The organism is Citrobacter sp. Cpo012 (assembly GCF_030333015.1).
Taxonomy (GTDB): Bacteria; Pseudomonadota; Gammaproteobacteria; order Enterobacterales; family Enterobacteriaceae; genus Citrobacter; species Citrobacter portucalensis.
This window is the reverse complement of record NZ_JAOWGR010000043.1, coordinates 549,843-570,866: the sequence shown is the minus strand read 5'-3', so window position 1 is coordinate 570,866 and position 21,024 is coordinate 549,843. Positions and strand designations below refer to the sequence as shown.

General features: G+C 50.9%; 22 protein-coding genes, 1 other RNA gene and 1 pseudogene. 12 read left to right on the top strand and 12 right to left on the bottom strand.

What is annotated here, in order from left to right:
• Positions 1 to 197 precede the first annotated feature (197 nt).
• A complete protein-coding gene (locus OGX90_RS22515) occupies positions 198 to 767 on the top strand; it encodes a YbaY family lipoprotein (RefSeq protein ID WP_003021666.1) in 570 nt (189 codons plus the stop codon).
• 31 nt (positions 768 to 798) lie between these two features.
• Here OGX90_RS22515 and OGX90_RS22510 read toward each other — a convergent pair.
• A pseudogene (locus tag OGX90_RS22510) lies at positions 799 to 1,188 on the bottom strand (MGMT family protein).
• A gap of 84 nt (positions 1,189 to 1,272) precedes the next feature.
• Between OGX90_RS22510 and ffs the strand changes: the two are divergent.
• From ffs to OGX90_RS22495, 3 genes are all read left to right on the top strand, one after another.
• Positions 1,273 to 1,369: signal recognition particle sRNA small type (gene ffs, locus OGX90_RS22505), an RNA gene on the top strand.
• Positions 1,370 to 1,567: 198 nt separating this feature from the next.
• Complete coding sequence (locus OGX90_RS22500) at positions 1,568 to 1,819, top strand: hypothetical protein (RefSeq protein WP_003831029.1); 252 nt, start codon at positions 1,568 to 1,570, stop codon at positions 1,817 to 1,819.
• Complete coding sequence (locus tag OGX90_RS22495; RefSeq protein ID WP_008783956.1) at positions 1,816 to 2,034, top strand: hypothetical protein; 219 nt, start codon at positions 1,816 to 1,818, stop codon at positions 2,032 to 2,034. Before OGX90_RS22500 ends, OGX90_RS22495 begins: the two co-directional genes overlap by 4 nt.
• A 59-nt stretch (positions 2,035 to 2,093) precedes the next feature.
• Here OGX90_RS22495 and yczR read toward each other — a convergent pair whose 3' ends face one another.
• The gene (gene yczR / locus OGX90_RS22490; protein WP_286624723.1) at positions 2,094 to 3,521 is read right to left on the bottom strand and encodes a MocR-like transcription factor YczR; all 1,428 of its coding nucleotides are present in this window, start codon (positions 3,519 to 3,521) and stop codon (positions 2,094 to 2,096) included.
• Between the two features lie 87 nt (positions 3,522 to 3,608).
• Here yczR and yczE point away from each other — a divergent pair, with 87 nt between their 5' ends.
• Positions 3,609 to 4,238 carry a membrane protein YczE gene (gene yczE, locus OGX90_RS22485; RefSeq protein ID WP_234692804.1) on the top strand — a complete coding sequence of 210 codons (630 nt, stop codon included), beginning with the start codon at positions 3,609 to 3,611 and terminating at the stop codon, positions 4,236 to 4,238.
• A gap of 64 nt (positions 4,239 to 4,302) precedes the next feature.
• A complete protein-coding gene (locus OGX90_RS22480; protein WP_008783959.1) occupies positions 4,303 to 4,656 on the top strand; it encodes a DUF1428 domain-containing protein in 354 nt (117 codons plus the stop codon).
• Positions 4,657 to 4,707: 51 nt separating this feature from the next.
• Here the strand turns inward: OGX90_RS22480 and pdeB are convergent, their stop codons facing one another.
• Entirely contained in the window at positions 4,708 to 6,261 is a 1,554-nt protein-coding gene (gene pdeB / locus OGX90_RS22475; RefSeq protein WP_286624720.1) for a cyclic di-3',5'-guanosine monophosphate phosphodiesterase PdeB, read from the bottom strand.
• Positions 6,262 to 6,449: 188 nt separating this feature from the next.
• On the opposite strand from pdeB, the gene OGX90_RS22470 reads away from it, so the two are divergent.
• Together OGX90_RS22470 and ykgO are read left to right on the top strand one after the other, a co-directional pair.
• The gene (locus tag OGX90_RS22470) at positions 6,450 to 6,710 is read left to right on the top strand and encodes a type B 50S ribosomal protein L31 (RefSeq protein WP_286624718.1); all 261 of its coding nucleotides are present in this window, start codon (positions 6,450 to 6,452) and stop codon (positions 6,708 to 6,710) included.
• A 1-nt stretch (position 6,711) separates the two neighbouring features.
• The gene (gene ykgO / locus OGX90_RS22465; protein ID WP_005125190.1) at positions 6,712 to 6,852 is read left to right on the top strand and encodes a type B 50S ribosomal protein L36; all 141 of its coding nucleotides are present in this window, start codon (positions 6,712 to 6,714) and stop codon (positions 6,850 to 6,852) included.
• A 78-nt stretch (positions 6,853 to 6,930) separates the two neighbouring features.
• On the opposite strand, the gene OGX90_RS22460 is transcribed toward ykgO, so the two are convergent.
• The 6 genes from OGX90_RS22460 to acrA all read right to left on the bottom strand — a co-directional run bounded on the left by OGX90_RS22460 (position 6,931) and on the right by acrA (position 13,725).
• The gene (locus tag OGX90_RS22460; RefSeq protein WP_020996574.1) at positions 6,931 to 7,401 is read right to left on the bottom strand and encodes a YlaC family protein; all 471 of its coding nucleotides are present in this window, start codon (positions 7,399 to 7,401) and stop codon (positions 6,931 to 6,933) included.
• A 116-nt stretch (positions 7,402 to 7,517) separates the two neighbouring features.
• Positions 7,518 to 8,069: a maltose O-acetyltransferase gene (gene maa, locus OGX90_RS22455; protein ID WP_008783963.1), complete on the bottom strand. Its 552-nt coding sequence runs from the start codon at positions 8,067 to 8,069 to the stop codon at positions 7,518 to 7,520.
• Positions 8,070 to 8,250: 181 nt separating this feature from the next.
• The gene (hha, locus tag OGX90_RS22450) at positions 8,251 to 8,469 is read right to left on the bottom strand and encodes a hemolysin expression-modulating protein Hha (RefSeq protein WP_002892050.1); all 219 of its coding nucleotides are present in this window, start codon (positions 8,467 to 8,469) and stop codon (positions 8,251 to 8,253) included.
• 27 nt (positions 8,470 to 8,496) lie between these two features.
• Positions 8,497 to 8,871: an Hha toxicity modulator TomB gene (gene tomB / locus OGX90_RS22445; RefSeq protein ID WP_003021733.1), complete on the bottom strand. Its 375-nt coding sequence runs from the start codon at positions 8,869 to 8,871 to the stop codon at positions 8,497 to 8,499.
• 488 nt (positions 8,872 to 9,359) lie between these two features.
• Positions 9,360 to 12,509: an efflux RND transporter permease AcrB gene (gene acrB / locus OGX90_RS22440; protein WP_008783964.1), complete on the bottom strand. Its 3,150-nt coding sequence runs from the start codon at positions 12,507 to 12,509 to the stop codon at positions 9,360 to 9,362.
• 22 nt (positions 12,510 to 12,531) lie between these two features.
• A complete protein-coding gene (gene acrA / locus OGX90_RS22435) occupies positions 12,532 to 13,725 on the bottom strand; it encodes a multidrug efflux RND transporter periplasmic adaptor subunit AcrA (protein ID WP_003831044.1) in 1,194 nt (397 codons plus the stop codon).
• Positions 13,726 to 13,866: 141 nt separating this feature from the next.
• Here acrA and acrR point away from each other — a divergent pair, with 141 nt between their 5' ends.
• Together acrR and mscK are read left to right on the top strand one after the other, a co-directional pair.
• Complete coding sequence (gene acrR / locus OGX90_RS22430; protein ID WP_003831045.1) at positions 13,867 to 14,517, top strand: multidrug efflux transporter transcriptional repressor AcrR; 651 nt, start codon at positions 13,867 to 13,869, stop codon at positions 14,515 to 14,517.
• A gap of 128 nt (positions 14,518 to 14,645) precedes the next feature.
• Positions 14,646 to 18,011, top strand: a complete 3,366-nt coding sequence (gene mscK / locus OGX90_RS22425; protein ID WP_286624717.1) for a mechanosensitive channel MscK — start codon at positions 14,646 to 14,648, stop codon at positions 18,009 to 18,011.
• Between the two features lie 39 nt (positions 18,012 to 18,050).
• Here mscK and OGX90_RS22420 read toward each other — a convergent pair whose 3' ends face one another.
• The 3 genes from OGX90_RS22420 to priC form a co-directional block, all read right to left on the bottom strand.
• On the bottom strand, positions 18,051 to 18,974 hold the full coding sequence (locus OGX90_RS22420; protein WP_048214781.1) for an Rpn family recombination-promoting nuclease/putative transposase: 924 nt from the start codon (positions 18,972 to 18,974) through the stop codon (positions 18,051 to 18,053).
• A 69-nt stretch (positions 18,975 to 19,043) separates the two neighbouring features.
• Complete coding sequence (rsmS, locus tag OGX90_RS22415; protein ID WP_065772037.1) at positions 19,044 to 19,211, bottom strand: pleiotropic regulatory protein RsmS; 168 nt, start codon at positions 19,209 to 19,211, stop codon at positions 19,044 to 19,046.
• Between the two features lie 14 nt (positions 19,212 to 19,225).
• Positions 19,226 to 19,753: a primosomal replication protein N'' gene (priC, locus tag OGX90_RS22410; RefSeq protein WP_008783968.1), complete on the bottom strand. Its 528-nt coding sequence runs from the start codon at positions 19,751 to 19,753 to the stop codon at positions 19,226 to 19,228.
• Between the two features lie 69 nt (positions 19,754 to 19,822).
• Here priC and OGX90_RS22405 point away from each other — a divergent pair, with 69 nt between their 5' ends.
• Both OGX90_RS22405 and apt read left to right on the top strand, forming a co-directional pair.
• Entirely contained in the window at positions 19,823 to 20,200 is a 378-nt protein-coding gene (locus OGX90_RS22405) for a DUF454 family protein (RefSeq protein ID WP_008783969.1), read from the top strand.
• A gap of 193 nt (positions 20,201 to 20,393) precedes the next feature.
• Positions 20,394 to 20,945, top strand: coding sequence for an adenine phosphoribosyltransferase (gene apt / locus OGX90_RS22400; protein ID WP_286588083.1), 552 nt, complete (start codon positions 20,394 to 20,396; stop codon positions 20,943 to 20,945).
• Positions 20,946 to 21,024 lie beyond the last annotated feature (79 nt).

Genomic DNA, 21,024 nt, shown 5'->3' with positions numbered 1-21,024 from the left:
TATATCGATCTCGCAGCGAGGTAGGCAGAGTATAACGCAATTTTGAAAGTGGTCCGATGGGTGCAATTGTCTGAATTAAAGGCCTATTACAGGCAAAAACAGCTGTCTTGTGCCACACTTAGTCACGTTATGTTTTTGTTAACCACTCTTCTGGCGAGGAAAGTTCTCGCTGGTGCATAGATGATAAGGAGAATTTAATGAAACTCGTGCACATGGTAAGTGGTTTAGCGGTTGCGGTCGCTCTGGCGGCCTGTGCTGATAAAAGTGCAGATATTCAGACACCTGCGCCAAGCCCTAATACGTCAATTGCTGACACACAGTCTAAAATTCAACAGCCAAATGTTTCTGGTACGGTATGGATCCGCCAGAAAGTGGCCTTGCCACCCGATGCGGTGCTGACCGTCACGCTGTCAGATGCGTCGCTGGCCGATGCACCGTCAAAAGTGCTGTCGCAAAAAGCGGTCCGTACTGAAGGTAAGCAGGCGCCATTCAGCTTTGTATTACCATTTAACCCGGCAGATATTCAGCCTAACGCCCGTATTCTGCTGAGTGCGGCAATTACGGTTAATGACAAACTGGTCTTTATTACTGATACCGTTCAGACGGTCATTAATCAGGGTGGTACGAAAGCTGACCTGACGCTGGTCCCTGTACAGCAAACAGCAGTACCGGTTCAGGCAAGCGGTGGGGCAGCCACCACGGTGCCGTCAACGTCACCAACCCAGGTGAATCCTTCTTCTGCCGTTCCTGCTCCCACGCAGTACTAAGGCAGTCGTAACCCTCTCCGCCTGGAGAGGGTTAGTACACCCAGCGATAGCGCTGTAAATTGATCTGCCCGCTTCCTGAAACCACTATTCCTTCTGCCAGCAACGCCTGACGCTGCCGTTGTAAGTCGGGGCCGGTCAGCGAAATGGCACCATGACGATTAACCACCCGATGCCAGGGCAAAGTGCTGCCTTCGGGGAGACGCTTAAGCACGCCGCCGACCTGGCGCGCAGCGCGCGGCGAACCGGCAAGCCTGGCAACATCGCCATACGTGGTGACGAAACCTTCGGGGATTGACGCGACGATTTGCCAGACGCGTTGGGGGAAAGTGTCTTGTATATCCATTATTTATTCCTGCGCTAATCCTCCAGCATAATGCCGAATGGCGAGGGAGTGAAGCCGCATTGCACAAGAAAACAGCATCCGATGCTGGATGGGTTGCAATTACAGGGTGCAGCAGTGATAATGCGCCTGCGCGTTGGTTAACAACGCTCTCAATGGGGGCTCTGTTGGTTCTCCCGCAACACTACTCTGTTTACCAGGTCAGGTCCGGAAGGAAGCAGCCAAGGCAGATGACGTGTGTGCCGGGATGTAGCTGGCAGGGCCCCCACCCAATTCTGCCGTCCGGCAATTTCCCTTCTTCTTATCTTCTTTTCTTTGTCATCGTATTGTCATTTTATTGTCATCAAATGCTGTCAATGTGTTTCGGGGATGTTATTTGTTGCTTTTGCCGCCGCCATCGCGCTGTAACGACAGGGTCTTACATCCGGTGTGTTTTGGCTGACCACAAGGATTTTCTACGATGTCGACCGCTGTATTGAATGTCAAAATTGATGAGGCGCTAAAAGAAAAGCTTCGCCATTACGCTGAAGTGCATAACGAAAATTTAAGTGTTGCGACGGAAAAACTGCTGCTGATTGCGTTTACCGCCGTTGAAGAGGCGGGAGTCTCCGCTGAGGATATCGATAGCCAGCATACGGAAGAGTCCGTAGTTGAAGCACTGACTCCTAAAGAAATCAAAGCATTGCGCAGACTACTGAAGAAGAAAAAATGAAACAACAACCGCTCTCAACCGCCAGTAATTACGGCGAAGCTTGTGATTTACTACGCTCCGGTTATGTGAAACATGTCCGCCTGAGCTGGAATGTCGGCAGCGACGAGTTCTTCCGTATTGCCTCCGACTGGTGTGATGCTGGGGCAAAAATTAAGAAAGACGGTGAAAATTTCGTGATTTCACTGAAGGGTTTTCCGGTTCCCCCTCAGCGGTAATATCACCGGGACTCTATCATCCATCCCGGCTTATAAGGGCGAGTCCTTTGACTCGTCGCTTAGATTATTTTGCGTACTTTCCCGCTGCTGGCCTGCAAACGCAGGTTATCCCAAATGGGTTGTAACACCCTGAAGGCGGCACGCGCTGTGTCATCCGGCAACGTGAAAGGCATACGCAAAAAACGATCGAATGCGCCATCAAGCCCAAACCGCGTACCGGTTCCTAATTGAATGCCTACGCTTTCGGCGCGCGTAGCGAATAGCGTTGCCAGCGTATCGGGCAGTTCAACCCAAAAAGAGAGTCCTCCCTGTGGCTGGGTAAACTGCCACTCCGGGAAATGTGCGTTCATCAGGCTCGAGCACAGATCGCGCTGCGATGTGAGTAGCCGTCTTCTGTCAGGAAGAAAGTCGGCGGCGTTATCCAGCAGCCAACTGGTGGCAAGTTGTTCAAGCACCGGGGAGCCTAAATCGAAGGTGTCGCGGGTTTGTACCAGCGCCGCAATGGTTCGCGCCGACGCCCGGATCCAGCCCAGACGTAATCCCCCCCAAAAGCTTTTCCCGGCCGAACCCAATAGAATGATCGGCGCGTCGCGATTGAATGCGGCAAGCGGCGGCGGCGGCGGGGCGTCATACCACAGGTTCACCATCGTCTCATCGACCACCAGGGTAGTGCGGGTTCGTTCGGCAATATCCGCCACGACCTGGCGAGTTGCAGCGTCCATGCAACGCCCGGTCGGATTGTGAAAGTCCGGCATCAGGTAGGCCATTCTCGGTGCGGTTTGCGCGATGGTGGCGACCAGACCCGCGGTATCCCAACCGTGCTCGGGTAGCGACACGCCGACGGGACGACAGGATGCGCCTTGAATCGCGGCAATCGCCAGCGGATAAGTGGGGTGATCGACCACCACGCGATCGCCGGGGCCGGTGAGCAAACGCAGGATCAGCGCCAGGCCGCTGACTGCACCATTCACGACCATGATTTCATCGGGCTGCGTCGGGAGCCCGCGATCGCAATAATGCCGGGCGATGGATTCACGTAATACCGACAACCCCAGCGGCAGATACCCGGAGCTCAGCAAATGCTGTGGCATAGCAAACAGCGCCTGCTGGTAAGCCTGATGAATTTCGGGACCGGCACTTAGAGCCGCCGTGGACAAATCAAGTGCTGTGCCGGTACTGGTCCGGGTTGGCACATGGCGAATATGTTCCGGCAGGATCACCCGTGAGCCGCTACCATGACGGCTTTCCAGATATCCCTCTTCACGCAGTTGCGCCATAGCGCTGGCGACGGTAGTTCGACTTACTTGCAGGACGACGGCGAGCTCGCGTTCACCCGGTAAGCGGCTATCCAGCGCCAGCCGACCATCGAGAATAAGCAGACGTAACGCTTCTGCCAGCTGTCGCCAGATGGGCGTTCGCGAGGGGCTTTCCAGCCAGTGTCCGAGCAGGCGTTGCAAAGACTGACTTCCGTAACGGCGAGATGACATAACAGTCCACTTTTTGAAAACTGGACATTAATCATAGTGCCAATTGCGGTGAAGATGAAAGTTATCCGAGAGTGAGAGGGGAAAAGCATGCTGCGTCGTTTACTTCAGCTGTTTATCGGGCTGACGCTGTACGGTGTGTCGACGGCGATGTTTGTCCGTGCTGATTTAGGGGCCGATCCGTGGAACGTGTTTCACCTGGGTGTAGCCAATTTATTGTCGATGAATATCGGCGTGGTGATTATTGCCGTTGGCGTGTTGGTGTTGCTGGCGTGGATACCGCTGCGCCAGCGTCCAGGCTTTGGCACGCTGAGCAACGTGATTATGATCGGGCTGGCGGCAGATGCCGCGCTGCTGGTGATTCCTGGATTTGAATCTCTGCTGGCGCGCAGCGGGCTGCTGGTGTCAGCGGTAATATTGAATGCGTTAGCAACCAGCCTGTACATTGGCGCAGGTTTTGGCACCGGTCCGCGTGATGGTCTGATGACCGGTATCCACGCGCGTACCGGCTGGCCAGTACGACGAATTCGAACCGCAATCGAAGTGTCGGTGCTGCTTATCGGTTGGCTGCTGGGTGGAACCGTGGGCGTTGGTACGGTGCTGTATGCCTTGGCTATCGGACCGTTGATTCAGCTTTGCCTGCCGTGGTTTCGGCATCAGCCGCAGTCACGTACGCGTATCAGGAATGCACCTGGGGCGCGATCGCCTACTGGCGACTAAACTTAACCTCGACTGACGCGGCCGGAATCGGCTTGCCGCGCAGTACACTTCGGAGGTTTTTCTCATGAAGTATGTTGATGGCTTTGTGGTTGCCGTACCCGCTGAAAACAAGGAGGCGTACATTGCGATGGCGGCAAAAGCAGCTCCGCTTTTCAAGGAGTTCGGTGCATTGCGCGTAGTGGAGTGCTGGGCAGATGATGTCCCCGACGGCAAACTGACCGATTTTCGCATGGCTGTGAAAGCACAGGAGCATGAAGAAGTGGTATTCAGCTGGATTGAATACCCTTCCAAAGAGGTCCGCGATGCGGCGAATCAGAAGATGATGTCCGATCCCCGTATGAAGGAATTCGGTGAATCTATGCCATTTGATGGCAAGCGAATGATCTACGGTGGATTTGCGCCCATTATGGAAGAGTGATGTGACTGGCTGTGCGGCGTGCCGCCAGCCATCTCAACATCAACAGCAATGTTAAAGCCGTTTTTCTGCCCACAGAATAAATTCCGCCTTCGGCAGCGCTTTGCTGTAAAGCCAGCCCTGACCGTACTGCACGCCATGCTGGCGTAGCCAGGCTTCCTGATTCTCGGTTTCGATACCTTCCGCCACCATCTCCAGCTTCAACGTTTTCGCTATCTCGATAATATGTGGCGTCACGTTGTTGTACTCCAGTGCATCAACGAACGATTTGTCTATCTTCAGGATGTCGACATCCAGATCCTGTAAATAGCTCAGGCTGGAATAGCCGGTGCCAAAATCATCGATATAGATCGAGTGGCCTGCCTGACGGTATTTAGCAATAAACGGCGCGCTGTTTTTCGGGTCGGCAAACTCGCGTTCGGTTAGTTCCAGCGCGATTTGCGTAGGCTTAAGTTGCCAGTGGTTCACTTTCTGACTTAACAGAGCAGGAAGCGTTTCGGAGGCCAGATCGGCTGACTCAAGATTGATGGATATATGCTGGTCTGGATGCTGACGCAGCCATTTACCTAAATCTTCAAATACGCTTTCAATAATCAATCGTGTGAGAGGCTCTGTCAGCCCGGTCTCTTGCGCCAGCGCGACGAAAATTTCTGGCGACAGATAGCTTCCGTCAGCCTGTTGCCAGCGAGCCAGTGCTTCAGCCCCGACGACTTTTCCCGTTTTGAGCGAGATAACCGGTTGGTAGTAGACCTTGATATCCCGATGCTGGATAGCGTCCTGTAATTGGTGATGGGGCGACTGTAAGCGGCGCAAAATGCGCAAAACAAAGGCGGCGGTGAGCAATCCGATAAGAATGCCTGCCGGAAGCCAGATCAGTGCCTGTCGGTGCCAGGTTTTTTGTAACGGCAGGGTAGATGCCCAGGTTACGATCGTGATACCCAACTCAGGAAAGGGGCGGGCGTTATAAATGCTGCCATCTTTTTTAAAATGAGTAATCGATTTTTCTTGCTGTACATGCTGCAAAACGTCCGATGGCAGGTTGGCGCTACTGGCAACGACTATGTTGCGCACGGTTCCAATGATAGTGACTTCAATCGGCCATGAGCCAAACGGGATGACGTCAATAAAAGAGCCCGGATCGACCATCACAACATAATGTTCGCTCCCTAATGCTGCCATAAAGCGCTTGATGCCCAAATCGTTTTGCGTAGTAAGCCATGCGCGATATCCATCAGGCGTGACTTTCATCGCTGATGGAAACGCGGCGGCCTTACTTCTTTTTTCCAGGGATGAGCATTGTGGAACATTATCTTTGAGGTACAGCACTTCCTGAATATAGCGATAGCTATAGGACAAACGACGCATTTCCAGCAAATGCTCGTCACTGCAAGGCACTCCCTGAAAAGCTTCAATATTGCGTAATGCTTTTTTCGCCTGCTCGCCTACGCGTTCCGTACGTAATGCGACTCGCGTTGAGAACATATCGAGTTCATCGATAAATTTCGTTTCGACCTGACGATGTGCCAGCCACAGGCTTAAACCTACAGGCGCGAGGATGGAAAGGAACAGTACCCCAGTCACCAGGCTTATCAAATGTCGTGTTGTCACAGTGATATCCTTATTTACACAGCGTAGGGAAAGTATATCCGAAACCCCAAAAAGCTATTCGATTGGCATCATATATTTACGGCCATTTATCATCCCGTTTAAATCCCTGTAGCGTAAATCAGGTTGTGGTTTGTACAAGAGTGGTGTATTTTGATAGTTATGTTATAACGTAACAAATTGAGGTTGCCATGAAACCGGATATTCATCCTTTTTACCGTACCGTAGTGTTTCACGATACCAGTGCCAATGAATTCTTTAAGGTCGGTTCGACCATCAAGACTGAGCGTGAAATTGAGTTTGAGGGGAAAATGTACCCGTACGTGACCCTCGATATCTCTTCTAAATCACATCCGTACTATACCGGGAAACAAAAAACCTTTGATAATGAAGGTAGTGCAGCACGTTTCCAAAAACGTTTTGGTCATTTTATTGGCGTTAAGCGGGATTAAAATGCAGGTACTCAATTCACTTCGCAGCGCAAAACAGCGCCATCCTGACTGCCAGATAGTAAAACGCAAAGGGCGTTTGTACGTTATCTGCAAAACGAATCCGCGCTTTAAAGCAGTACAGGGGCGTAAAAAAAGACGTTAGTTTCTTTGCCAGCATTTCAGGGATTAAAGTGCGTTACCTTCGCAGGAACGCACTTTTTTTATCTGTGCTGAGATGCCGTTACTGGCTGGTCTGGGCGCGGGTAAGCGTAAAGACATCGTAAAACGAGAGTTCGCCTTTGCGCGATATCATCTTTTGCAGCTGTGCTTTATGTTCGCTATCCACGGACGGTGAGTGCAGGATAGTATCGATGAGAGAGGAGGGGACAAAGCGAGTGTTGTACCATTCTCCGTTATAGCAAACTCTAAAATCCAGAACGTCGATATCTTCAAAGCGGTATCGTGGCGCAACGTCGAAAAAGAAAAAGCCGTTGAGTACAACGAACAGCACCACCAGCAGCCATACTGAATCGACTAACGTTTCTGACTGTAGCATCACCGCCAACGTGGCAAACCACGCAACATACATGCCGATAAACAGCCCTGGGTGTTTGCGAATAAAGCTGATGCTAAAGCGCGGTTTGTTATCGCGCTTCTCGCGAATATTTAAGTCGTCGATTGTTTCAGTAAGCAGGCGCTGTATTTCTGTCATCTCTTGCCTTCGTGATATCTGCAAAATTCAGGAGGGATCGCCCTATTTTAAAAGGGGATACCCTTTGAAGAAAGTAACAGATTAACCGCAATTTAGCATAACAGTTACATTTAAGATCACAGCGTTTTGATGATCCTTGCGGGATTGCCCCCAACCACGGTGTTTGCCGGAACGCTTTTAGTGACCACTGCGCCTGATGCCACAACCACGTTATCGCCCAGCGTGACGCCGGGATTGATCACTGCACGGCCACCTATCCAGACATTATTGCCGATAGTCACGGGCTTTCCGAACTCCAGGCCACTGTTGCGCTCGGTAGCATCCAGCGGATGGGTCGCGGTATAGATATGAACGCCTGGTGCCAGCATGCAGTTGTCGCCAATATGAATTGGACAGACGTCGAGCATAACGCAGTCGAAGTTGGCGTAAAAGTCTTTACCAAGATAGATGTTATAACCGTAATCACAACGGAAAGAGGGTTCAATATAGGCTCCCTCACTCTGACCTAACAGATCGTGCAGGATTGCCTGACGCTCATTTTTTTCATCGGGAGCGGTGAGATTGTAGCGATGGATCAACTGACGAGCGCGTAGTCGGTCACTGCGCAGCATTTCATCTGCCGGGCGATAGTATTCGCCGGCGATCATTTTTTGCTTTTCATTACGCATTACGAATTCCCTGTGTACTGAAGGTTATTTCAGCACAGTAAAACGTAATGCAAACAAGGGGAACGTTCCCGCTCCTTTGCTGTGATCATAGTCACGCGATTTGAATTAAATAACCATTGTAAATACGAAAATGGTCAGCCAGACAACGGTACCGCTATACCTGACTTAACCTTGAGTGCAATTAGCGAATGAATTTCCAAACAGAAGTTGGAATCTTGTCGTAAAGCTTATTCATGGTCAATTCAGCAAGGCGATGATCTGCTGCTGAGTAAAATACAGCCAGTTCGTTGTCGGACAATTCATATTTATTTTTTTCAATAACGCGCTCTAGCGTATCAATTGTCTGGCAACGTCGCAGGCGCATCAAATAATCTGTTTTAGTTAATGGTTTATCGGACATAACTCTTACCTATGATTGTAATAATTTTTAACAAGACAAACTAACAGGATTAGCCCTGGTGGCATTGACAAAACAGCGAAACAGTCGATTACCTGACTTCCGCCATTTCTGCAGATCCTGCGTATTAATACCATAACTGCTGAACAACATAAAAGTGTCATCCAGGTATTCATCTATCTGCGCGATCAGCTTATTGTCCTCATTGTACTTAATTTTATAATTAAGTGCGAAGGTTGCAATATGCTCTATCAGTTCATTGAGCTGCAAGCTGGTTGCAGAGGTAGGGTCATTAACCCAGCCATGGTTACTTTGTTCAAGGTTTGCAAGACAGTCATGATACAGAGTTTCGCAGAGAAATTTAAGCTGCGCGATATCATGTCTTTTGGGTGAGTATTCATCCATAACGCATCCCCTTCTTAGTGGCTTAAACTAACCGAACACCTTTCGGGATGGATACAACAACTACCTGGAACTTGCCCGCGACTCCTGATGATTTAACTATAATCTACTCTAAAAAAGATTTCATCGTCATATCACGAAAAATTACAATTATGTAAAATTATGATGCTACGTCATTTTTACATTTTAACAGATAAATGCCGCTATTCGAAATGGGACAATTTCTTTATTCTTCGGGCAATCATCGGGTTATCTTGTTTAGGTTTAGCAACGAAAGGCAACAACCGACAATGTGAACCAGTGGATAGGATTAATCTTAATATTTATTAAAGTAAATAAGAACTCTCGCTGTTTTTTTAAGAATAGCCTTTAAGGCTGCAAGGATTATATCGCTTATTTATCCGATAGAAAATAAACGGAATGGCAATAAGTGATTTTTATGATTTTTCCAGAAAAAAGGCCGCTTGCGCGGCCTTATCTTTAGATATGTATCAATGATGCTCTACTGAGTGGCTATGCTCAATATCTTCATTTTTGCGGCTAAAGCGGCGGCGTACCACCACAAAGAACACCGGAACAAAGAAGATCGCCAACACGGTTGCCGTCACCATCCCGCCCATTACGCCAGTACCAACGGCGTTCTGTGCACCGGAACCTGCGCCGGAGCTGATGACCAGCGGCATTACGCCCAGAATAAAGGCCAGTGACGTCATCAGGATTGGACGTAAACGCATGCGTACTGCGTCCAGCGTCGCCTCTATCAGACCTTTACCTTCTTTATCCATCAAGTCTTTGGCGAATTCGACGATAAGTATCGCGTTCTTCGCCGACAACCCAATGGTTGTGAGCAGGCCTACCTGGAAGTAAACGTCGTTGGTCAGGCCGCGGAACGTTGCTGCCAGCAATGCACCGATAACACCCAGCGGTACAACCAGCATTACGGAGAACGGAATTGACCAGCTCTCGTACAGCGCTGCCAGACACAAGAACACGACGATCAGTGAAATGGCATACAGGGCAGGGGCCTGGTTGCCGGACAGTCGTTCCTGGTAGGACATACCGGTCCAGTCATAACCGATACCGGATGGCAGTTTGCTGGCCAGTTGCTCCATCATGGCCATGGCTTCACCGGTACTTTTACCCGGAGCGGCCTGGCCTAAGATTTCCATGGAAGGCAAACCGTTATAGCGTTCCAGACGCGGTGAACCGTATTCCCAACGTGAGGTAGAGAAGGCGGAGAACGGTACCATCTGTCCATCGCTGCCGCGGACATACCAGTTTCCAATATCTTCCGGCAACATACGGTATTTCGCTTCAGACATGACGTAAACTTTCTTCACACGACCACGGTCGATGAAGTCATTCACGTAGCTTCCGCCCCATGCTGCACCCAGCGTTGTATTAATATCACTAATGGAAACGCCCAGAGCCTGCGCTTTTTCCTGATCGATATCGATCTTGAACTGCGGCGTATCTTCCAGACCGTTAGGACGAACACCGACCAACAGATCAGGATGCTTCGCGACTTCACCAAACAGTTGGTTACGCGCCTGAGTCAGCTTCTCATGGCCCAGACCTGCCTGGTCAATCAACTGGAAGTCGAAACCGGTCGCGGTCCCTAACTCCACAATCGCTGGCAGGTTAAAGGCAAAGACCATCGCGTCTTTGATCTGCGAGAATGCGCCCATTGCACGTTGAGTAATCGCTTCAACTTTGTTCTCTTTACCTGGACGTTCACTCCAGTCTTTCAAAGAGACGAATGCGATACCGGTGTTCTGACCACGACCTGCAAAACCGAAGCCGTTAACGGCAAACACCGATTCAACGTTCGCTTTTTCTTTGGTCAGATAGTAATCCGTCATTTCGTCCAGCACCTTCTGGGTACGCTCTTGCGTTGCACCCGCTGGCAGCTGAGCCATAGACAGGAATACCCCCTGGTCTTCGTCTGGCAGGAACGAACTTGGCAGACGAACGAACAGATAGGCCATGCCCACGACGATGATCAGATACAGCGCCAGATAACGACCGGTGCTGCGCAGAATACCGCCTACGCTATCGGTGTAATGGTGCGTACTCTTATCGAACATGCGGTTAAACCAGCCGAAGAAGCCTTTTTTGCCTTCTCCGTGATCGCCTTTAGCAATCGGTTTGAGCATGGTCGCACACAGGGCAGGGGTCAGAATCAATGCCACCAGTACAGACAACGCCATCGCGGAAACAATGGTGATGGAGAACTGACGGTAAATTGCACCGGTAGACCCCCCGAAGAACGCCATTGGGATAAATACCGCTGACAGTACCATCGCGATACCCACCAGTGCGCCCTGAATCTGGCCCATTGATTTACGCGTTGCTTCCTTCGGCGGTAGTCCTTCCTCAGCCATTACACGTTCAACGTTCTCGACCACAACGATGGCGTCATCCACCAGCAGGCCGATGGCGAGCACCATCCCGAACATCGTCAGGGTGTTTATCGAGAAGCCGAAAATCGCAAGGACGGCAAACGTACCCAAGAGCACCACCGGCACGGCGATAGTCGGAATCAGCGTCGCGCGGAAGTTCTGCAGGAACAGATACATTACCAGGAACACGAGGATGATTGCTTCCGCCAGCGTTTTCACTACTTCGTGAATAGATATTTTCACGAACGGCGTGGTGTCATACGGGTAAACGATCTTCAGACCTGACGGGAAGAACGGTTCCATCTTCTTCAGTTCATCGCGGATAGCGTTTGCTGTATCCAGGGCGTTAGCACCTGTCGCCAGCTTGATACCCAGACCGGATGCCGGTTTACCGTTGAACTTCGCAATGATGTCGTAGTTCTCACCGCCCAGTTCCACTTTCGCCACGTCACGCAGACGAACCTGGGAACCATCCTGATTCACTTTCAGCAGAATTTTGCTGAACTCATCAGCAGAGGTCAGACGGGTTTGCGCGATGATTGACGCGTTAAGCTGCTGGCCTTTCACCGGTGGTGTACCACCTAACTGACCGGCTGCAACCTGGGCGTTCTGCGCTTTGATGGCGCTGATTACATCAACCGGCGTCAGCTGGAAGTTGTTCAGTTTGTTCGGATCCATCCAGATACGCATCGCGTACTGAGAACCGAACAGCTGAACATCACCCACACCTGAAGTACGGCTGATGGCATCCTTCATGTTGGCGCCAACGTAGTCGGAAATATCCTCCTGCGTCATGGTGCCGTTGGTGTTGATAACACCGACAACCATCAGGAAGCTGCTGGATGACTTCTCAACGCTAACCCCTTGTTGCTGTACTTCCTGAGGCAGCAACGGCATGGCCAGCTGCAGTTTGTTCTGCACCTGTACCTGCGCGATATCCGCATCAGTACCAGACTGGAAGGTTAGGGTGATCTGCACGGTACCCGTGGAGTCACTGTTAGAGGACATGTACATCAGGTTATCGATACCGTTCATGTTCTGTTCGATAACCTGCGTAACAGTATCCTGTACTGTTTTGGCATCAGCGCCAGGGTAGGTCGCGGAGATCGTCACTGCTGGCGGTGCAATAGTTGGATATTGCGCTACCGGCAATTTGAGGATCGCGAGCCCCCCTGCCAACATGATGATAATGGCGATCACCCACGCAAATATTGGGCGATCGATAAAGAAATTAGGCATGTCTTAACGGCTCCTGTTTAAGTTAAGACTTGGACTGTTCAGGCTGGCTACCGCTTTGGCCTTGCTGGTTGTTATCAGCGGTGATTTCCTGCGCTTTTACCTGCGCGCCAGGACGTACTTTCTGCAGCCCAGTGACAATCACGCGGTCGCCCGGCTTAAGTCCATCAGTGACTAACCATTTGTCGCCAATCGCTTGTGCGGCGACAATTTGACGAGTTTCAACTTTGTTGTCTGCACCGATAACCAATGCACTGGCATCGCCACGCGGTGTACGGGTAACGCCTTGCTGTGGAACCAGTAATGCCGTTGGGTTAATCCCTTCTTCCAGACGTGCGCGAACGAACATACCCGGCAGTAAGGTGTGATCCGGGTTAGGGAAGATGGCGCGTAACGTAATCGACCCGGTAGTTTGATCAACCGTCACATCAGAAAATTCCAGCGTGCCGGACTGCGGGAATTTAATGCCGTCATTGGTTACCAGTTCGACTTTCGCTTTGCCGTTCTCTTGCTTCAGCGTGCCGTTGGCCAGCTCTTGTTTCAGGCGCAGGAAGTCGTTGCTTGACTGCGTCACGTCCACGTAGATCGGGTCCAACTGTTGAACGGTCGCCAGTGCGGTCGCTTGACCGTTTTGCACCAGAGCACCTTCCGTAACGGATGATTTACCAATGCGGCCGCTGATCGGCGACGTCACTTTGGTATAGGCCAGATTGATGCGTGCAGTTTCTACCGCGGCTTTCGCGGCGACAACGGCGGCGTTTGCCTGCTGTGCGTCTGCCAGCGCGCTATCATAGTCCTGTTGACTGATGTACTTGGTACCCAACAGTTTCTGATAACGTTTAACCGTCAGTTGAGCGATATTTGCTGCGGCTTGTGCTTTGGCCAGATCGCCTTTTGCGCTTTCATAAGCGGCCTGGTAAGTTGCAGGATCAATCTGATAGAGAGATACACCCGCTTCGATATCGCCACCTTCCGTGAAATTACGCTTCAGGATAATACCGCTAACCTGAGGACGAACTTCTGCAATGCGAAACGCACTGGTGCGACCCGGAAGCTCAGTTGTTATCTGTAGAGGTTCAGTTTTGAGCGTAACAACTCCAACCTCTGGCATCTGCTGGCCCCCTTGTTGGGCCTGTTTGTCGTCACATCCTGTTAGCGCTAAGCTGCCTGAGAGCATCAGAACGACTGCCAGAGGCGTTAACCCTCTGTTTTTGTTCATATGTAAACCTCGAGTGTCCGATTTCAAATTGATCAATGGCTTAAAGCCCATAAACCCATTGCTGCGTTTATATTATCGTCGTGCTATGGTACATACATTCACAAATGTATGTAAATCTAACGCCTGTAAATTCACTGACATATGGCACGAAAAACCAAACAACAAGCACAGGAAACACGACAGCATATTCTCGATGTTGCTCTGCATTTGTTTTCGCAACAAGGGGTATCATCCACCTCGCTTGCGGAGATCGCAAAAGCCGCTGGTGTCACGCGCGGCGCAATCTATTGGCATTTCAAAAACAAGTCGGATTTATTCAGTGAAATCTGGGAGCTAGCAAAACCTAACATTGATGAGTTAGAGACTGAGTATCAGGCAAAATTCCCCGACGATCCACTATCAGTATTAAGAGAAATTTTAATTTACGTTCTTGAAGCTACCGTGACAGAAGAACGCCGACGTTTGTTGCTGGAAATTATATTCCACAAATGCGAATTTGTCGGGGAAATGGCCTCTGTTCAGTTAGCTCAACGCCATCTTTGTATTGAAAATTACGATCGTATCGAACAAACATTGCGGCACTGTATGGATGCCAATATGCTGCCGGAAAACCTGAACACCCGTCGCGTGGCGGTCCTGTTGCGCAGCTATATTACCGGAATCATAGAAAACTGGTTATTTGCCCCCGAATCGTTTGATCTGAAAAAAGAAGCTCGGGAATACGTCGCTGTGCTGCTGGAGATGTGCCTTATGTGCCCAACTCTGCGGCTTGGCGTGGCGGAAATCCACTAAACGTTTTGGGCCTGTACCAGGAATTCTCCTGGTCGTTTTGCCTGCTGCTATTCTGCCGGTCACAGCCGTGATATTCTTGCCGCTTGACTATTTTCGGTCACTTTTCCGGTTCAGAAACGTTCATTCTCATGACTATGTTGCAGCTCTATAAACGTTCACAGCATCTTATTGCTATTACCATTCTTTTCTTCATTCTCATGCTATCTTGCCAGTCGTCTGCTTTTGCGCGGGCGCAACAGAGTGGTGAACTGCCGACGAAAGCGGATATTCAGAGCCAACTGGACGCGCTGAGTAAACAAAAAGATCTCTCCGCGCAGGATAAGCTGGTCCAACAGGATCTCATCGATACCATCGCCACGTTGGATAAAATCGATCGCGTGAAAGATGAGACCGTACAGCTTCGCCAGAAAGTTGCCCAGGCACCGGAGAAAATGCGTCAGGCGACGGATGCGTTAAATTCGCTCAGCGATGTCGATAACGACGATGAAACGCGAAAAACGCTGAGTACACTCTCCTTGCGACAGCTTGAGTCGCGCGTGGCACAGGTTTTGGATGACCTGCAAAGTGCGCAAAACGATCTTGCCGCTTACAACAGCCAACTGGTGTCGCTCCAGACGCAGCCAGAGCGTGTGCAGAATGCGATGTACACCGCGTCGCAGCAAATGCAGCAAATTCGTAATCGACTCGATGGCAACAATGTGGGAGAGGCTGCGTTACGCCCCAGCCAGCAGGTGTTGCTGCAGGCACAGCAGGCGCTGCTGAGTGTGCAGATCGACCAACAGCGTAAGAGCCTCGAAGGTAATACTGTTTTGCAGGATACCTTGCAAAAACAACGTGATTACGTAACAGCTAACAGTAACCGGCTTGAACATCAGCTCCAGCTTCTGCAAGAAGCGGTGAACAGCAAACGACTGACGTTAACCGAAAAGACAGCTCAGGAAGCGGTAACGCCGGATGAAGCCGAGCGTATTCAGTCAAATCCGTTAGTGAAGCAGGAACTGGACGTTAACCATCAGCTAAGTCAGCGTCTGATTGCCGCGACCGAAAACGGCAACAACCTGATGCAGCAGAATATCAAAGTCAAAAACTGGCTTGACCGCGCGCTGCAATCCGAACGCAACATTAAAGAACAGATTGCCGTCCTGAAAGGCAGCCTGCTGCTGTCGCGTATTCTGTATCAGCAACAACAAACGCTGCCGTCGGCGGATGAACTTGCCGATATGACCAACCGGATCGCCGATTTGCGTCTGGAACAGTTTGAGATTAACCAGCAGCGTGATGCGCTATTCCAGAACGATGCGTTTGTCGCCAAACTGGAAGAAGGGCACAGCAACGAAGTGAATGGTGAAGTCCATGATGCCCTGCTGCAGGTCGTGGATATGCGCCGTGAACTGTTGGATCAGCTGAACAAGCAGCTGGGCAACCAGTTGATGATGGCGATTAACCTGCAAATCAATCAACAGCAGCTAATGAGCGTGTCGAAGAACCTGAAAGGGATCCTCACGCAGCAAATCTTCTGGGTTAATAGTAACCGTCCGATGGACTGGGACTGGATCAAAGCCTTCCCGCAAACGCTCAAAGACCAGTTTAAATCGATGAAAATCACAGTGAACTGGGAAAAAGCCTGGCCCGCCGTCTTTATTGCGTTCCTGGCGGGGCTGCCACTGCTGCTTATTGCCGGGTTAATCCGCTGGCGTTTGAAATGGTTGAAAGAGTATCAGGCGAAATTAGCCGCCGCAGTAGGGAACCTGCGTAATGACAGTCAGCTCAATACGCCAAAAGCGATTCTGATCGATCTGATCCGAGCGTTACCTGCGTGCCTGATTATCCTCGCCTTGGGCCTGATTCTGCTTACCATGCAGTTGAATATCAGCGATCTGCTGTGGGCGTTCAGTAAGAAGATGACAGTCTTCTGGCTGGTGTTTGGTCTGTGCTGGAAGGTGCTGGAAAAAGATGGTGTGGCAATTCGTCATTTTGGTATGCCAGCGAAGCAGACCAGCCACTGGCGCCGCCAGATCGTGCGTATTAGCCTGGCGCTGTTACCGCTCAACTTCTGGTCAGTCATTGCTGAGCTGTCGCCGCTTAATTTGATGGACGATGTGCTGGGTCAGGTAGTTATTTTCCTCAACCTGCTGCTGATCGCCTTCCTGGTATGGCCAATGTGTCGTGAAAGCTGGCGCGACAAAGAGTCGCATGGCTTGCGTCTGGTTACCATTACTGTCCTCTCAATTATCCCGATTGCATTAATGGTGCTGACGGCGACAGGGTATTTCTACACCACGTTGCGCCTGGCCGGTCGTTGGATTGAAACGGTCTATCTGGTTATCCTTTGGAACCTGCTGTATCAGACGGTACTGCGTGGATTGAGCGTGGCGGCACGTCGCATCGCCTGGCGCCGTGCCTTAGCGCGTCGTCAGAACCTGGTGAAAGAAGGGGCGGAAGGAGCCGAGCCGCAGGAAGAACCGACCATTGCGCTTGAGCAGGTTAACCAGCAAACGCTGCGTATAACAATGCTGGTGATGGTTGCCCTGTTTGGTATTCTGTTCTGGGCAATTTGGTCCGATCTAATCACCGTGTTCAGTTATCTCGATAGCATTACGCTCTGGCATTACAACGGCACCGAAGCGGGAGCTGCGGTGGTGAAAGACGTCACCATGGGCAGCCTGCTGTTTGCGATTATTGCCTCAATGGTCGCGTGGGCGCTGATCCGTAACTTACCCGGCCTGCTGGAAGTGCTGGTGCTGTCGCGACTGAAGATGCGTCAGGGCGCTTCGTATGCGATCACCACGATCCTTAACTACGCGATCATCGCCATCGGCGCGATGACGGTCTTCGGATCGCTCGGTGTTTCATGGGATAAGCTACAGTGGCTGGCAGCAGCCCTGTCGGTTGGTCTTGGTTTTGGCTTGCAGGAAATCTTCGGTAACTTTGTTTCGGGTCTGATTATTCTGTTTGAACGCCCGGTCCGCATCGGCGATACCGTGACTATCGGTACGTTCTCAGGAACGGTCAGCAAGATCCGTATCCGTGCCACCACTATTACCGACTTCGATCGCAAAGAGGTGATCATCCCGAACAAAGCATTTGTGACGGAGCGTTTGATCAACTGGTCGCTTTCCGATACCACCACGCGTCTGGTGATCCGCATCGGTGTGGCCTACGGTTCGGATCTGGATAAAGTGAAGAAAGTGCTGCTGCAGGCGGCGATGGAACACCCGAAAGTGATGCATGATCCAGAGCCTGCGGTGTTCTTTACCGCCTTCGGCGCCAGCACGCTGGATCATGAACTGCGATTATACGTACGTGAACTGCGCGATCGTAGCCACACGGTTGATGAACTGAACCGTGCGGTCGATCGTTTGTGCCGTGAAAACGACATTGATATCGCCTTTAACCAGCTCGAAGTGCATCTGCATAACGCGAAAGGTGATACCGTGACCGAGGTTAAGCGTGACATCATTAAAGGTGATGATCCGACGCCTTCGGTAGGTTAAGTTGCAATCAGGGCGGCATATTTGTCGCCCTGATTGCATTTAGTGCGCCAGCGCGACCAGTTCTTCCTGCGTCAGGCCTGTAAGGTGCGTAATCAGCTCCAGTTCCAGGCCGCGGGCGAGCATTTTTTGTGCGATATTACGCGCTTCAACCTGCCGACCTTCTTCTAACCCTTTTTCCAGCCCTTGTTGTATGCCTTCCACTCTGCCTTTTTCTTCCAACCATTCGGCAATCGTCATCAGCTGTTCCTTGTACTGTGGCGCACTCTGCGCCAGATGGCGGACAAGTACGCCGGGTTCCGTGGTATTTCCTGCTTTAAGCATGTAATTAATCAAAACGTCGATTTGATATTCTGTCAGATGCTCTTGTGTTAAGAGTGTGACCAGTTGATCCAATAGCTCACTCAGATCCCGTCGACGAATATGTTTTTGCAGGAGTTCCAGCATCGCTACCCGTTGATGCTGCAAGATCTGATTATCTGGCATTACGGTCAGGTCTACCAGTGTAAATTCATTGCCGTAAAGCGCTTTCGCAAGCTTTGGTTCGCTAAACAGGTGATGCCAGTTAAGGGTATAAGGCCACGGACTTTCCATACCATGGTAAAACAGGATAGGAACGACCAGAGGTAATGTCTTATGCCCGGCGTTAAGATGGTGTTGCATGGCGGCAATTGCGTAGCGCATCAGGCGAAAGGCCATGAATTTATCGGGCTTACTCTGATGTTCAATCAGTGCGTAAACGTAGCTGGGTCCATGTGTTGTTTGCAGGGAATAGAGGATATCTGAATAGCTGGTATGTAAATCGTCCTCAATAAAGCTGCCTGATTCCAGCGTTAATGTATCCATATCGCATATATTGAGAAATGCTTCAGGCAAATGGATCTGCAAAAAATCTCGGGCAACCTCCTTTTGCGTCAGCATTTGCCGAAAGACCGCGTCGTGGGGTGTGGTGGGGAGTCGTTCCATGATCTGTCCGTTATCGTCGTGATGTTGCGACGACTCTGACACCGAAGCCAATGGCAGACCAGAGGGCAATTAATCAGTTTGCGAGGTGCCTTCCGCAGTTTTAAGTTTGTTTTCATAATCACGCATGACGATCTCCAGCGCGCGTAGCACTGTTCGTGCTGGTAGCTGATTTTCCTCAAGTAAAACAATCAGGTCGACGGCCAGTTTGACCTCGTCCGGGGCGTTCTCTAATGACATAAATTCTCCGGGGATTAACGGGTTAAACGCGCCAGCACGTTTTCTATTCTTGCCAGAGCATGGCGACAACGCGCCAGTCGCGCCTCGAATGCTTCTACTTCACGATGCAGTTTTTGCTGTTCTTCAAAGCCGGTAGCCTGAGCCAGACGCTCTTTGCGTTCACGCGTCATTTCAACCAGACGGCGTTCAAATTCCTGATGTTGGACCCGCTTGCGCTGCCAGCGCGCCAGACCTGGAGAAGCGCTGTCCCACTCTCGAAGGGACCAACTGGCGGTTTCACGTGAAATAGCCTCTAACTGTGAGGCAAGGTGTTCCGCAAGCCAGGTGATTTGTGGGAGTTGTTGCTGCTCAACGGCGCGACGCAGGGCAGTAAGATTATCGTCAGCCTCATCCAGACAAGCCTGCAGCAACGTGCTGCGCGTGTGAAACAGATGCCTGTCAAAGCGGGCGCTAAGCGTTGTGTGGTGCGCCAGCGGGGCGCAGTGTTGTCGCAAGCGGTTAAGCTGGTTTTCGAGCGTCTGTAACAGCATGGCGGTTTTCACAACAACACTCCGATGAAAATGAGAACCGTTATGCTAAAGTAGCGATTCTCTGTGTTAAGTACTCATATTATGCAACGCATTATTCTAATCATCATTGGCTGGATAGCGGTAGTGCTAGGTACGCTGGGCGTTGTATTGCCTCTGTTGCCGACGACGCCGTTTATACTGCTGGCTGCCTGGTGTTTTGCCCGCTCATCGCCGCGTTTTCACGACTGGTTGCTTTACCGTTCGTGGTTCGGCGGGTATTTGCGCCACTGGCAAAAACACCGTGCGATGCCGCCGGGAGCAAAACCGCGCGCTATTTTGTTGATCCTGGTGACGTTTGGTATTTCACTGTGGCTGGTCAATATGATGTGGGTACGCGGCCTGCTGCTGGTTATTCTCGCCTGTTTACTGATTTTTATGTGGCGGATCCCGGTGATTGATGAAAAACAACAAAAGCAGTAAAGCGCAATAATCGCTGTTGCAATTGTCTCTCACAGCCAGTAAATTCGACCGTTTTCGAGCACAGGCGCAGGTGGTCAAAGGTTAAGCAAGTGTAACCTTGGCTCTTATATAGACACAAAATCATTCAAGATTCGTCGAGGATGAAGTGTTTAGTGCGCCGTGAAGTAATACTGTATTAATCAGGCACAAACTTATGACCGCGACAGCACAGCAGCTTGAGTTTCTCAAAAATAGCATCAAAAGCATCCACGACTACCCAAAACCGGGCATTCTCTTTCGTGATGTCACCAGTTTACTGGAAGACCCGAAAGCCTACGCCCTCAGCATTGAATTGCTGGTTGAGCGCTACAAAAATGCGGGTATCACTAAAGTGGTTGGCACCGAAGCGCGTGGCTTCCTGTTTGGCGCGCCGGTAGCGTTGGGTCTGGGCGTCGGCTTTGTTCCGGTACGCAAACCCCGTAAGCTTCCGCGTGAAGTTATTGCTGAGACCTATGAGCTGGAATACGGCACCGATCAGCTGGAAATCCACGTTGATGCCATCAAACCTGGCGATAAAGTGCTGGTTGTGGACGACCTGCTGGCAACTGGCGGCACGATTGAAGCGACCGTGAAGCTGATCCGTCGTCTGGGTGGTGAAGTTACCGATGCTGCTTTTATCATTAACCTGTTTGATCTGGGCGGCGAACAGCGTCTGGAAAAACAGGGGCTGACTTGTTATAGCCTGGTTTCATTCCCGGGCCACTAATTTAGGGCTATCTTTTTTGCCATTTTGGCCCCGGTCAGTGCTCGAAATCCTCACGTACTGCGTGTACGCTCCGGTTTCT